Origin of the sequence: Brevibacillus laterosporus, from assembly GCA_007833815.1 — a bacterium.
Taxonomy (GTDB): Bacteria; Bacillota; Bacilli; order Brevibacillales; family Brevibacillaceae; genus Brevibacillus_B; species Brevibacillus_B laterosporus_D.
On sequence record CP033464.1, the window covers coordinates 2,075,330 to 2,089,702 of the forward strand.

Sequence of the window (14,373 nt, forward strand, 5' to 3'; positions counted from 1 at the left end):
TACGACTCCGATCAGCATAATATGAACTGAGCTATTCATTGCCTAAAATAGCTCAGTTCTCTTTACAATAAGACGTAACCTAAAGGAGATCATGTATGATAAAACTCCATGTATTACTTCCAATAAAAATGTTTAAAGTACTTTGTTTGGCCATACTGATTTTTTCTCCTATTGCAACACCTATGACTTATGCAGCAGAGACGAAAATGAAATCACTTGGACCAACGAATTCAAAAGAAGTGGAGAAGTTTGCTGATCAATTTTTCAATCGTCCACAAATAAAAGACAAGCTTGCAGGGGCTGCATTTGTTGTGGTAAAAGATGATCAAGTATTGTTCAAGAAAGGCTACGGCTATGCTGATGTGGAGAAGAAACGACCTGTAGATCCAGACTCTACGGTATTTCGTATGGCTTCTGTTTCCAAAGTATTCACGTCCACAGCAGTCATGCAACTCGTGGAACAAAACAAAATAGATCTAAATAAGGACGTTCAAGCGTACTTGAGGGATTTCAACATCAGTAATAAGACGGGAAAAAAGCTCACCATGGAACATTTAATGACACATATGACTGGGTTTGACTATCCAGATTCCTCTTTTTCTGATGACAGATCCCCAGAAAAATATTATCCGCTGGACGAATTTGTTAAAGAGACCGCACCTAGCATTGTGCGCAATCCCGGAGAAGTGTATCGGTACGATAACTATGCTTTCAACTTGCAGGGTTACATTGTGCAGGGCATTTCCGGTGTACCGTTTCATCAGTATGTGGAAAACCATATTTTTAAACCCTTGGGTATGAGTAGAAGTAGTTTCGTAATGAGACCAGATATACAAGCTAATCTCGCTACTCCGTATGACAGCTTGAGGAAGCCTATTCCTGAATATGGATCGATTCCGACGGATGCGCCAGATGGGAGCATGTTATCGACTGCAAGTGACATGGCCAAGTTCCTGATTGCTCATCTTAATGATGGAAAGTTTGAAGGAAAACGGATTTTGCAAGAAAAGACCGCGAAAACTATGCATCAGATTCGCCATGATCTCCACCCAAAAATCCAAAATGGAGCATATGGTTTCGAAACATTTTACCAAAACAATTACAATAACCAATTTGTGATTGGAAAGGGTGGGGATTTGCCTGGATTCCATTCTTGGATGTGGCTTTTACCAGAAAAGAAGGTAGGAGGATTTGTCGTTTTTAATGGAGATGGAGCAAATTTTCGTGAAGAGCTGTTCAAAGCGTTCATGGATCATTACTATCCAAAACCAGTGGAAGCTAAAGCATATTTGAAGACCACCAAAAAGCAGTTGAACCGATTTGCGGGTGTTTATCAAGACTTACGAGCTCCTTTTTGGGTGTTTCGAACGACCGTATCGGACGACGGACAACTAATGATTGAAGACCCTTTAGGCAAACATAAGCTTCGGCAAATGGAACCGCTTTTGTTCGAAGATGAGCGAGGAATGAAGGCCGCTTTTAAAGAAAATCTGGATGGTTCAATCGCCTATTTGTACTACAATCAGATGGATAGTTGGGCACAAAAAAGACCGGAGCCAAAACGATATAGCGATGTCGATAAAGATCAGAAGTATGCCAAATATATTTACGATATAAAACAGCTTGGGTATCTAAATGAATCTCCCGACAATAAGTTTCGTCCCGAAGAGCCAATTACCCGTGGAGAATTTATTACTCAATTGCTACGAGTTACAGGAGTTCCACCTTCTAAAAAATCGACCACATTTACTGATCTAACTGGTAACAAATACGCTGGACAAATTCAAAGTGCTGCCGATCTCGGCATTGTGCAAAAATCCAATAATCATCGAATAGAGCCGAATAAAGCAATTACCCGAGAAGAGGCGGCAATGCTCGTATGGCGATTAGTAGATAAGAAACAGGGGCCTGCCTCCTCGAAAGTGGTTTTGATTGGCGAAACAGACCCCTGGGCTATTGATGGTGTCAAATATGTGGTCTCAAAAGGCATGTACGGCCCAGAAGTTAAACCGAATAGTCGAGGTGAGGTCGATTATAACTCAAAACAGCCAATGCTTCGTCAGGAGGCGGCTGCACTGTTAAGTTTATTTTCACAACGAATGATTTCGAACGAACACTAAACAAGAAAATTCGCTTTCACCCGTTTTTGCGATGTTTTATCGCTAGAAAGACTGTACGTTAAGGAGCTACTATTTCATAGAATACACTACTCCACAGAGAGAAAGCGGACTCTTTGTGGAGTTTTATTAGATAGTGTTTTTGTTCCGGAAAAGTCGGGAAAGAAAATTAATATTATTTGGAAAAATAGCTTGTTATAGAGACAGAAATACGTAATAATTTCTTTATCTTTACATTTTTCATTACGAAGGGATTGAGTTATGCCAGGTGGGAGATGGTCTTTTCTTACTAACCGTATAAAACATTGGAGGTAAGACCATGAAAACAGAAACAAGTATTGTAACAGAGAGATTATTATTAAGAGAAATGACCATTGAAGATGCAGAAGTTCTATACAGCTATTGGTCAGATGATGAAGTAACGAAGTATATGAATGTCTCATCCTTTAGTAGCGTTGATCAAGCTAAGGAAATGATACAACTCCTACTTGATTTAGGTAAGGAAGACAAAGCATATCGTTATTCCATTGTATTGCAGGAGACAAACGAAGTAATTGGAACTTGCGGGTTCAATTATATAGATCGTGAGAATAATCGCGCTGAGGTTGGATTTGATTTGGGGAGACCATTTTGGAGGAAGGGCTTTGCTAAAGAAGGCTTAGAAGCACTCGTTCGTTATGGATTTGATGTACATGAACTAAATCGAATTGAGGCAAAAGTTGAGCCCGAGAATGTTAATTCAATGATGGTTCTAAGCAAGCTATCCTTTGTTAACGAAGGGTTGCTAAGAGAATACCAAAAATCGGAAGGGAAGTATGTCGATTTACACATACTTTCGTTACTTAAAAAAGAGTATCTTGATAAGCAATAAAGAGTTTTCAGTTGTATAAAGAGTAAGCCCTGAACAATTGATATTATCCCCTTTAAGTAGACAGTAATAAGAAACACTTTACTGTCTACTTAAAGGGGAATTTTTATTTGGAAAATGAAGAAGGCGACCGGAAAGTCGCCAATTTTCTACTCTACAACCATAGAGAATGCTCTAGCTTTATTAGTTCTCGGTAAGCGTAATTTTACCAGAAGATGCTTTTCCTTTGAAATCATACAAATCTTCATCTTCGTCGGTATCAGTAATGGTACCTGTAATGTCTGCATCTTCAAAGTCACTGTCATTCCACACCATCTTGCAGATCTTTGTTACAAAATCCTTTAAGTCATCCTCATCTAATTTGTCGAACAACTTTTTGTCATCGTAATAATCGAACTCGATTGTGATCTCGACATCATCTTCATCGCCATCTAAGGTAATATCCCAGTCAATATCTTCCCAATCCTCATATTTTTTCTGGATTTTTTTCTCAAGATCAGCTAAATCGTCGTTTTTGCTTTTTTTCTTATCCAACTTATCTTTTGCATCCCGCAATTCTCTTTCTAGATCAGCAATTTCAGCGTCTTTGGCATCTAATTGAGATTTGTATGTGTTGAAGGTTGGTTCATTACGGTCTGTTACAGCTATTGTGTAGGTTGCTTGATCCCAATCAATATCTTTTTTGAACACATCAGCCATCATACGAATCGGAATGTAAGTTGTGCCATCCACAATAAATGGTTCGATAGTGGTTGGAACTTCATTACCGTTATGCTTTACCTTCACATTATTGTATGTAGCTTGCAAATTTTTCTTTACAACTGCTGCATCAGTTGTCGCAGGTAGTGCTCCAATCAATAGAGCAGACGATAATACTAATATTGCCTTTTTCTTAAACATCTTAATCCCTCCATGTGGTCCTTCTAGTGATGAAATCTTTGTTTTATAAACGAAGCGACAAGGCTAACTGTTACGAAAACAGAAATATGCTGAAATTCTCTCAAATCTAGAATTTCATTAACTCCTTCGCTAATCTCTGCTAGTTTACAAAAGAAAAAAGTCAGGATGATGTCAAAATGAATATTTTTTTCAGGGAATTTATGCCACTAAACCTGCAAATTATTTTTTGCGGTACCAAATTTGATCTCAAAAAATCATGAATTTCTCTTCGTAGTCACTTATTGAATGGAAATAAGAAAGGAGGTCTTTACTGTATACTGGGAGGAGATTTTTTGGGGAGAGGGATAATAAGAACGACTTTTACAAAGAACATAAAGATTCAAGCAGTATGAATGTATTATAGGAGAGAGAACGAGTTTTACCCGATCGCTAAAAAACTTGGAATCTCAAGAAGAACCCTTTTCCTCTCGAAGAACGGGTCATAAAACTCGAAGCAGAGAGCGAATATCTAAAAAGTGGATCTCCTAGAGCTCTGTAAGGGATTATAACCCTATTAATGAGTCTTAGAGTAGGGAGTTGCTTGAAAGATGTATATAGAAAAAGGGCTATCCCTCGGCCATTTTTATGTCTATTGGGACAGCCTCCTTTTGAGTTTTGTGTTTCTACGTTAGAGGATTTAGTAGGTCTCACACAGGAAAAAGTGTAACCAAAATTATTTTTTTATGAAAGTGAGGAAGGATTATCTATATTGTTATACAAAATTTGATCCAATTGTAGGCTAATTTTCTTTTCTTCATCTGAACCTGTAGTTGGTAGCCTTAGTAAGGGTAATTCATATTTTTTTAGAATCGTATCTTTTTTCTTATCTCGTCCAATCTGATCTTCTTTATTTCTATGAAAAAAACCATCCACCTCAATTATTAAAAGTGGTTGCTTGTTGAGCACATCATAGATAACAAAATCTACCGATGCATTATTCTTCACAAATCTTTTTTCCGCTTCATTGAGACGCTTCGTATCATTTAATAAGTCCTTCAGGAAAATTTGAGTACCAAATGTGACGCTTTTATACTGTTCTTTTTTTAACAAGTCGGTCAAAACACGCCACATAATATTTTCGGATTTATACCTAAACTTAGAAATCAATCGATTTTGCAAGTAATTTAATTTGGTTGAATACTCGGTATAAAGCAAGTCAAATACAGAGACAAGTTCGCTATTTGTAATATGCTCGTGGAGCGTGTTGTACTCTATGTAACGGATCAAATTGCCGATATCTTTACGCGAATTTCGGAATAAAGCATAATCCGTTACGAGGATAAACTGCTTCTGTGCTCTAGAGACCGCTACATTGACTAAACATGAATTTTCAACAAATTTCCTTCCGATTTTACCATTCTTAGTCTGATCTAGAACGGTTGATAGAATCATTACTGGTTTCTCACGGCCTTGGTACTTATGAACCGTATCGATTTCAATATTCTTCTCCGACATCCTACCTGCTTCTTCTACTTGTAAGCGATAAGGTGTCGTAAACCCAATTTCTTCATTTGATATCTCACCCAACTGCAGTTCTTTTAATATCTCCTCATTAAAGGCATCAATTTCCCTATGATTATAGCTACCTTCTTTACCTTTTAAGGTTACTTTTCTCATATGGTTGCCTGGAGCAGTATAATGCAGCCGTAAGGGGATATCGTTATCTTTTTCCAAGGTAAAGGGAATTAATTTGTCGTCATAATACTGGTTGTTACAAAACCCAATAATCTTCGGATGGCACCGATAATGTTCCTTTAAAATCACTTTGGGAATGCTATCACCATAAACAGACAGCAAGGAAGAAAGTATACTATGTTTAAAATAGTTATACACATCATCTATATTATCAGTATTCAGTTTACTTTTAATGTTATTATCAACTATCTGTGGTAATTGCTTGGTATCGCCTACAATTATAGCCTGCTTACAGCAAGATAAAGCCAGTACTCCTGTAAGCAAATCGACCTGGGAAGATTCGTCAACGATCACATAATCAAATAAATAGTTGTCACGAACACAAGAGCGTAAAGAATGAGTTGTGCTTAACAGTACTGGAAAATGATCGATAAATACGTCGAACATCTCTTTATAATTTTTTTCGTGTCCAGCAAAGGGCTCCTTATCGTGATATTTGTAATGAAGCTTGTGTTTAAACAAGGCCGAGGAATACGCTTCGTGCTGATCCAACAGTTCCTCAAACGATTCCTGATCCAATTCTAATTGAATCTCATCCTTCTTCCGCTCTAGTTCAGCTATTTTCGAATCGTAGTACTTCATTTGCAAACCAGAGATTAATTCTAAACGGTTATCCTTCAACTTTTTAAAGTCAATGAATCCATACTTGAATAGTAATTTGGCTTTATGTAAAAAATGATCAGCCCGTTCACCGACAAAATACTCATCTGCCAAAAAGGAAATAATCCTTTCGGGTGTTTGTCGACATAAAAATAACCTCTCCATTTCTTCTATATTATGTTTATTGTAATGAACCTGAAAATGTCTTTGTTCCAGATGATAGGCAGCTAGCTCTTGATCGATTTTTGCCTTATTATTAGCCAACTCCAACAAATGATTAAGTCTCTTGGTTATATTCGAGATTGATTCTATAATTTTCTCTTCTTGAATCTCGCTTTTCCATTCAGCTACATTATATTCAGGCAATTTCTGAAAAAATGATCTCCTGTTCTTCATATTGCCTAAGGAAGCAGCAATGAAATCATAACCACTCTTTTGTAGCTTATCCTTTACATTTTGTACTGCCGCATTATTGCTTGATACTACTGCTACTGATTTATTCCTCATAATTGCCAAGTTTGCAATGATATTTAGAATGGTTTGTGTTTTCCCTGTACCAGGAGGACCTTCGATAATCGAGATCTGACTAGTGAGAGCCTGTTCAAGTGCCTGCTTTTGACTCAGATTAAATCGAAAAGGAAATATAACAGGAATAGTGCTCGAAGCTACTTGAGTTAAAGGTGCCTGATTTATGTAAGCTTTGAGTACGCTATCAGGGTGTATAGGATGGATCTTGTCAAACTCTTTTTTCAGGAAAGCTTCAGCCTTATCTTCTATCTTTGTATAATGTGCAATATCAGCCCAATAATTCAATACATTCAGTACCCTTCCCTGGCTACTTTCTTTGCTCTCTATGCGGATTGAAGAAGAATCGTAAATATTGGTTTTTCCATTCTGGAAGAAAACTTTGAAAGTGCCCTCAAAATCTAGAATTTCTTGGACTTTGCGAAGGGGCATATTTTGATAACACACATTCTGATTACTTATATCTAGAACTTTTGGATTTTGTTTAATGGTTACTTTTTTTAAAGAATACTTATAGATCTTAGTATTATTTTTAAATTGAATATGTACCTGATTTTCAATAAAGTTATAATCAGCAATGTCAGTTGTCTGATCCCCTTTATCAGTTAGGATTAAAATACTGCGTTCATCCATTGATTTCAGTTCCTTTGTATATATTGAGTTTGAAGCCAACAATTATACATCAGCTGGTAAACCTTGTAACTTTACGGATAACTTGGTGGTGAGTGAAAATAAGAACAAAACGGACGTTTTGATCAGAAATCGGCGTCCTTTATAAAGCTAACCATGCGAGATCCAAGTACTTATAACTGTTAATGTTAGCTGTTTAATATGTTGAAATCTAAAGCCTTTTGTATATTCATTCTAAAAAATTTACAAGGTAGACTGGTAGTTTTATCTTTTCTTCTTCCGAAGTATCATCTATAGAAGAATGATGGACTATTTGAACGTATTTTATCACATCTCTTTGCAGGATTGACAATTACCATACTGCAGCCTCTGTTACGCTTCTATATTAAATATCCGCTCAGTCAGAAACACGTACTAAATATAATCCAAAATTAAAAACAAAAAACACCGGGAAACCCCGATGTTATGTGGTATTTTTTATGGTGGAGCATAACGGGATCGAACCGATGACCTCTTCGCTGCCAGCGAAGCGCTCTCCCAGCTGAGCTAATGCCCCATATTTTGTGAAGTTATGGAAAAAGTATAGCATAGCGGTTCCCATATATGCAACTATGAAAACTTAAAATTTTGCCATTTATCATGATCTCATGGACATATTATAAATATAAGACCAAAATATTCCGATAACAATGATGATAACTGGAAAGGAACGGAAACCCATCTCAATGAGAACCTGATGGTTACCGCTGTCCTTAAAATTCCAACTTTCCATTCTATGGTAAAATAAACGTGTTACAATCGCATAACGATCATCCCTAAGTCTAAGGAGGAGTCATCTTGTTTACAATCTGGCATAAAAAAAACAAATCACCGGCACCTAAAGCATTAATAGTAGATAAAAAGCAGACAGTAGGTCCTAGTCCTTCAATCGATTCACCAGCTAAAGCATTTACATACATAGATTCTGATTCCAACACTCAATCGCTTCTGCAAAATTACGCACATCACCATCTGCTCACTAGTATTGATCTCTACGAACAAAACATGAAACTAAGCCAAAGCGGCAAGCTCTTGGACGAACTACAAGAGACGACTAAGTGGGCCATACATGTGAGTAAATCTTCGGAAGAATTAGCTTGTTCGGTAGTGGACGTGGCAGAGAGTACGAGCAAAATGGCGCAGTTTACAGAGGAGACAACAGGTAAGGCGTACAAGAGTGGAAAGAGTATAAGTGAATCCCTGTCTGTTTTCCGCGAAGTAGAAAATTCAGTTTCTTCTATGAATCAGACCTTTGATAGCTTACAACAAGGTATTACCTCAACGCATAGAATTGTGGACACCATTCGGAGTATCTCAGATCAGACACATTTACTGGCGTTGAATGCTTCCATAGAGGCGGCAAGGTCAGGCGAGCATGGCAGAGGATTTGCTGTCGTTGCGCAGGAAGTGAGAAAGCTCGCAGAAGATACCAAACGTGCTCTTGCGGATATTTCTACTCATATGGAAGGAGTAATGAAAACATCTCTGACGATGCGTGAGCAGGTGCAGGTAACGCAACAGCAGGTCGCAGTAGGAGCGTATCAGGCTACGGAAGCGGAAGTTTCTTTGCGGCATATGATTGATGAAATTCGCAGTATAAAGACACAGACCAGCAATATTGCAGCGATTACAGAGGAACAAGCTGCCGCTACTCGGGAAATTGATGAGTATATACATACTATCGTGGAACAGGTTTCAGAATCTAGTGAATCCTTACGTATTATGGGAACAGAAGTGAATGCGCTTTCGAAAAAGATAAACAAGAATAGATTACATAACATTGAAGAGTATGGCCAGCAACATGAATGGTATGATCGCCCAGAGTTGCTAAAACGGATCATGATTCAAGATCATCTCTGGTGGGTATGGAAGGTGTATAATGCCATTTATGGTTTTGAGGTATTAAATCCCCATGATGTCAAAGATCACACGGCATGTCGATTAGGGCATTGGTATAAGATTGAACAAGATCGTGTATCAGAAGCATTGAAGCCTGGTTTTGAGAAAGCACATCAGAATGTTCATCGTTTAGCAAAAGAGATTGCTGTCGCTCTTCAAAAAGGGGATAAAAATAGGGCTAAGACTTACCAACAGGAACTGGAACGTGCTTCCCATGAAGTTGTGCAATTTATTGAAAAAATGATGTAGCAATAAAAGCGAAGTTTTGCTCAATATAGTAAATTCTTATTATCATATAAAAAACTCTCTAGACACGAATAACGTCCAGAGAGTTTTTCACCTATTACTTCATATTTTAGTAACTTATCTACCTTCATCTAGCATCGTATACCTATCAATTCACATTTTATCTACACAACCTTTTATTTATGTAGTTGTTATCATGTTGATCATTTTTACCTTTTGAATAATAGTTATCTCCAACTGTTCATTAAGCTTATCGATGCGTTTCCCAATTAAGAATACGTCGATAATGATCCAAATGGCAATGGGAACAAACAAGAGGAACCAACTGATGAACCAGACGGCAATCATACCAATGGCAATCCCGGTGTCCCCGCTATAAAAACGGTGACCTCCTATGGTACCTAAAAAAATCCACAGAAGATAGGCTATTCCTTTTGATCTTTTTCGTTTGTCAAATTCTGCATTTACCATGAGTTGTTGATCAGTAGTTAAATTTTGTCTTGCGGTCAAATTATCCATGACATTCCTCCCAACAAAATGAGCACATACCCAAAGCTTTTGTAACATGAAAAAGAATTGACAGCTGGTGGCAGTCAAGTCCTTTGGGCATATGCATTTATTGTATGTTGGAGTCTTACCAAATTTGCTTGTTTGTTGCTTACGTCTAAAAATATTCTAAATCTCAAAATGAATCCCACTAAAACATGAGAAGTAGTGCTTTACTTGAGCCTACACTTTAAATCGCTTCAATTCTTCTTGCATCTGCTTCGTCATGTTAGCTAACGAGCTTGCGGTCCCGTGTACCTCCTGAGCCGAAGCGGAGGCTTGCTCAGATGTTGCGGCGATTTCTTCTGAGGAAGCAGCTACTTCTTGTGAAATGCTAGAGCTGGATTCCACTTTGGTTAAGATATCTTCTTTTTGTTTTTGCATGTTCTGTGCAGAGAAGCTAAGTTGCTCTACTTTTGGATTAACGCATTCAATTTCTCGCATGATGTTACGGAAAGAGTCAGTAGCTATATCCATTTCTGATTTTTGCCCAGTGATAGCTTCTTTCATTGATTGTGCATTCATTAACATTTGATCTGAATCTGTGGACACAGAGGTAATCATGTCTGCGATCATTTGAGAAGATTGTCGGGATTGCTCTGCTAATTTACGTACCTCATCAGCGACGACAGCGAAGCCCCTGCCTGATTCTCCTGCTCGTGCTGCTTCAATGGCTGCGTTTAAGGCCAACAGATTCGTTTGTTCAGCAATCTGATTAATGACAGTAGTGATATGATGAACATTTTTTAAATTATCGTTGGCTGTGACAATATTCCCGATGAAATCTTGGAATACCTGATTTACTTCATCTACAGATGTGATGAGCTTATTCAAATTTTGGTTACTTTCGTTTGCCAATGTATGGATGTTTTTACCATTAGCATTTACCTCTTCAATCGCACATACCATGTCATCTAATTGTGTACCATATGAGGTGAGTGTATCACTGATCTGAATCAATTCTTCTGTTTGAGATGTAACTCCTGATGCTACATCTTGAATGGAGATAGATACACTTTCTGTAGCGCTACTCATCTCCTGAGAAATGTTACTTAGACTTTGAGAAGCATGATCGATTTCTGTAGATTGCGTTTGCACGATGCCGATTAAATTACTAAATGAGCCTTTCATATTTTGTAATATATGGGATAACTCACCGAATTCATCCCTGCGTTGGAGTAATTTGTCGTCGATTGGTGTTGCTAGTTCTCCACCTGCCATGATTCCAAAAATACGTTTAAAAGTGTGCAAAACACGGCTTAGCGAATGAGAATACCAATAAGCAATACCAATAGATGCTAACAAGAAGAAACCAGAGATTATCATTAAATAATTACGCATGCTATCAACGCCGCCAAGTAGATCATCAGCATTAATATAGATAACAATACCACCACCTGTTAGGGAAAGCGGGGCATATCCAATATATTTTTTTATTCCTTGATACTGATAGGAACCAGAACCACTATTTCCAGAAATCAACTTCGAAAAAATGTCAGCTAGCTGTTTTAAGCCGGTGTCGGTTTGTGACATCACTATCAAGTTTTCTTGTTTTTTTATTCTGTCGATATCCTCAGTGACGACAATCGTTCCCGTTTTATCTAAAACATATGCTTGTCCTGTTTGGCTAAAGCTAATGTTTGACAGGAACTTTACCAATTCATTGGCAGATTGGACTATATATACCACACCAATATTCTGATTTTCCGTGCGGATAGGTGCAGCATACACAATAATAGGTTCTTTGGTCTTACTGGATATGAATACATCTGATGTATTTGGAGTTCCAGTCAATGCTTTTTGAAAGTAGGCTGTCTTACTGATATCTTCGCCTACATTACTACCAATCACAGCTTTACCTGTAGTATCTGCAATGCCCCAGTTTATAGCACCATGCTCCTTGATCAGGGAACTAAGATTTTTTTCCACGAACTCTGATTCCGTTTGATATTTTTTTACTGCTTCTCGAGCTGCCAAACTTTCTACAAATGTTATTTCATCTGCCATTTGGGCTTGATAATGCCCAGCTGCTTGTTGGGCAAGAGGAGAAAGCATTTCCTCTGCGCTTGTAATCATTTGCTTTTGTGCTTCAAAAAAAGCAAGGCTTGTAAGTCCTAAACAAGTGATAGTAAGCAAGGCACAAATCATGAATAGTAGTTGCCCTTTAATCGATTTAAACTGAAAGATTTCTTTCAATTTCAAAATAATCCCTCCATTTTTACCACTTGTTAAAACAAGCATGTCTTTACATTGTCGTACTTTAACATATAAAAATTTATGTACAATTTGTTACGGATGTGCAAAAAAGGGAAAGATAAAATTATACGCCTATTACATTAAGTTTTATGTATTATAAATTAAGTAAACCGATAGGAATTATGAAACTTTTTCGTGCTAGATACGTAAACAAAAAAAGTGATCAGTATATTTGCTAAAAGTAGTGATGTCCGTAAATAAATCGGGTAAACTGATTACATATGCAATTTGGGTTATATATAGTGAGGAGGATGTTACAGCAATGGATATTCGCGAAATTGAACTACCAGGGATTGGGCGGAAATTCGAAATGATTACAAGAAATAATGAAAAGGTGGTTATCGTTATTCACGATGATGGTCGAAGAGAGATCTATCAATTTGATGAAGATGATCACGATGAGAGCATATCTAGTGTTATTTTTAACGATGTCGAAGCTAGAAAAGTGGCTGAAATTCTAGGGGGAGTCGTCTATAAGCCAAAAGCACTTGAGACAGTTGAAATGGCTTTTCATGATTTAGTGATTGAGTGGTTCAAGGTATCACCAAATGCTGTGGCTGTTAATCGGACGATCTTAGAGGTGGATATTCGCAATAAATACAGTGTGACTGTGATTGCGATTTTAAAGAAAAATTTGAAAAAAATTCCAAATCCAGGACCAGAAGAGGTCATTGAAGCGGGAGATACGTTAGTGTTGAGTGGGGAAAGAGCACATTTAAAGGCGGCGATTCGTGAACTATTATCTAACGGGGGGGAGTAATATATAGATGGATCATTTGGTATTTGAGGTTGGGACGGCACTTTTGTTGGTTGCGATTGCAGCATTACTTGCTGGAAGGTTGAAATTCTCGATTATTCCTTTTTTAATTGTTCTGGGTATGATGGTAGGCCCACATGCCCCTACGATTGGAATTTTTGATTTCAAATTTATTGAATCCCAAGAGATTATTGATTTTATGGGTAGGATCGGTGTTTTGTTCTTACTGTTCTATCTGGGACTGGAATTCTCGGTCGGTAAACTCATTAAATCGGGAAGGTCTATCGCCTTTAGCGGGACCGTATATGTAGCTATTAACTTTGTATTGGGGCTTATCTACGGTTTTCTTACGGGATTCCCGTTGTTAGAAACCCTTATTATTGCTGGGTTTGTGTCAGTGTCTTCTAGTGCCATTGTAGCCAAAGTCTTGGTTGATTTGAGGCGAACAGGAAATTCAGAGACGGAACTTATCCTAGGAATTATTCTCTTTGACGATATTTTCCTTGCAGTATTCCTTTCTATAATGTCAGGACTGTTATTAGGTGGATCAACATCGATTGGAGGAAGCATTCTATCTGTGCTGATCGCAATCGGATATATGTTACTGTTTTTTGTAATTGCACGTAAAGGAACTCCTGTATTAAATAAACTACTAAATATCGCGTCTGATGAAATCTTTATTATTGTGGTATTTGCAGCTTTGTTTTTCGTTGCTGGTTTTTCTGAAACGATCCACGTGGCAGAAGCAATTGGTGCCTTATTATTCGGATTAGCCTTGTCAGAAACGGAACAAAACAAACGAATTGAAAAGCTTGTTATTCCATTCCGTGATTTCTTTGGAGCCATGTTTTTCTTTAGTTTTGGGCTCAGTATCGATCCATTAACGCTAGGCGGTGCAGTTTGGCTTGCGTTAGGTGTTGTTATCTTAACCGTAGTGAGTAACTACGTTGCTGGTATGATTGCAGGCAGACGTTCTGGACTGTCTCATAAAGCATCCAGTAACATTGGATTAACAATCATGGCTCGCGGTGAGTTTACCATTATCGTAGCGAATCTTGGTATTGCAGGTGGGCTTATGCCTATTTTAAAGCCATTTTCTGCCTTATACGTGTTGATTCTTGCTATACTAGGACCTTTGCTCACCAAGGAATCTAAACACGTCTACCAGTTCATGAACAAAATCTTTGGCTGGAATACAAAAGCAGAAAAGAAGGCAGAGAAGAAGACAGATCAGACATAATGAAGAGAATGTAAGC

Annotated in this window: 9 protein-coding genes and 1 tRNA gene; 5 read left to right on the top strand and 5 right to left on the bottom strand. The window is 37.8% G+C overall.

Annotation, left to right across the window (positions count from 1 at the left end):
- Positions 1-98: 98 nt before the first annotated feature.
- Together EEL30_11235 and EEL30_11240 are read left to right on the top strand one after the other, a co-directional pair.
- Positions 99-2,120: a hypothetical protein gene (locus tag EEL30_11235; GenBank protein QDX95744.1), complete on the top strand. Its 2,022-nt coding sequence runs from the start codon at positions 99-101 to the stop codon at positions 2,118-2,120.
- Positions 2,121-2,436: 316 nt separating this feature from the next.
- On the top strand, positions 2,437-2,988 hold the full coding sequence (locus EEL30_11240) for an N-acetyltransferase (GenBank protein QDX92827.1): 552 nt from the start codon (positions 2,437-2,439) through the stop codon (positions 2,986-2,988).
- A 180-nt stretch (positions 2,989-3,168) separates the two neighbouring features.
- On the opposite strand, the gene EEL30_11245 is transcribed toward EEL30_11240, so the two are convergent.
- The 3 genes from EEL30_11245 to EEL30_11255 all read right to left on the bottom strand — a co-directional run bounded on the left by EEL30_11245 (position 3,169) and on the right by EEL30_11255 (position 7,930).
- Positions 3,169-3,885 (bottom strand): copper amine oxidase N-terminal domain-containing protein, encoded by a 717-nt coding sequence (locus tag EEL30_11245; GenBank protein ID QDX92828.1) that lies wholly within the window; start codon positions 3,883-3,885, stop codon positions 3,169-3,171.
- Positions 3,886-4,605: 720 nt separating this feature from the next.
- A complete protein-coding gene (locus EEL30_11250) occupies positions 4,606-7,377 on the bottom strand; it encodes a DUF2726 domain-containing protein (GenBank protein ID QDX92829.1) in 2,772 nt (923 codons plus the stop codon).
- 477 nt (positions 7,378-7,854) lie between these two features.
- Positions 7,855-7,930: transfer RNA gene (locus EEL30_11255), tRNA-Ala, on the bottom strand.
- A 281-nt stretch (positions 7,931-8,211) separates the two neighbouring features.
- Between EEL30_11255 and EEL30_11260 the strand changes: the two genes are divergently transcribed.
- Positions 8,212-9,561, top strand: a complete 1,350-nt coding sequence (locus EEL30_11260) for a chemotaxis protein (protein QDX92830.1) — start codon at positions 8,212-8,214, stop codon at positions 9,559-9,561.
- A gap of 177 nt (positions 9,562-9,738) precedes the next feature.
- Here the strand turns inward: EEL30_11260 and EEL30_11265 are convergent, their stop codons facing one another.
- Entirely contained in the window at positions 9,739-10,077 is a 339-nt protein-coding gene (locus tag EEL30_11265; protein ID QDX92831.1) for a TM2 domain-containing protein, read from the bottom strand.
- 210 nt (positions 10,078-10,287) lie between these two features.
- Positions 10,288-12,252: a methyl-accepting chemotaxis protein gene (locus EEL30_11270; GenBank protein QDX95745.1), complete on the bottom strand. Its 1,965-nt coding sequence runs from the start codon at positions 12,250-12,252 to the stop codon at positions 10,288-10,290.
- 370 nt (positions 12,253-12,622) lie between these two features.
- On the opposite strand from EEL30_11270, the gene EEL30_11275 reads away from it, so the two are divergent.
- Entirely contained in the window at positions 12,623-13,120 is a 498-nt protein-coding gene (locus tag EEL30_11275) for a potassium:proton antiporter (protein ID QDX92832.1), read from the top strand.
- Positions 13,121-13,127: 7 nt separating this feature from the next.
- Positions 13,128-14,357, top strand: a complete 1,230-nt coding sequence (locus EEL30_11280) for a cation:proton antiporter (protein QDX92833.1) — start codon at positions 13,128-13,130, stop codon at positions 14,355-14,357.
- The last annotated feature ends 16 nt before the right edge of the window (positions 14,358-14,373 follow it).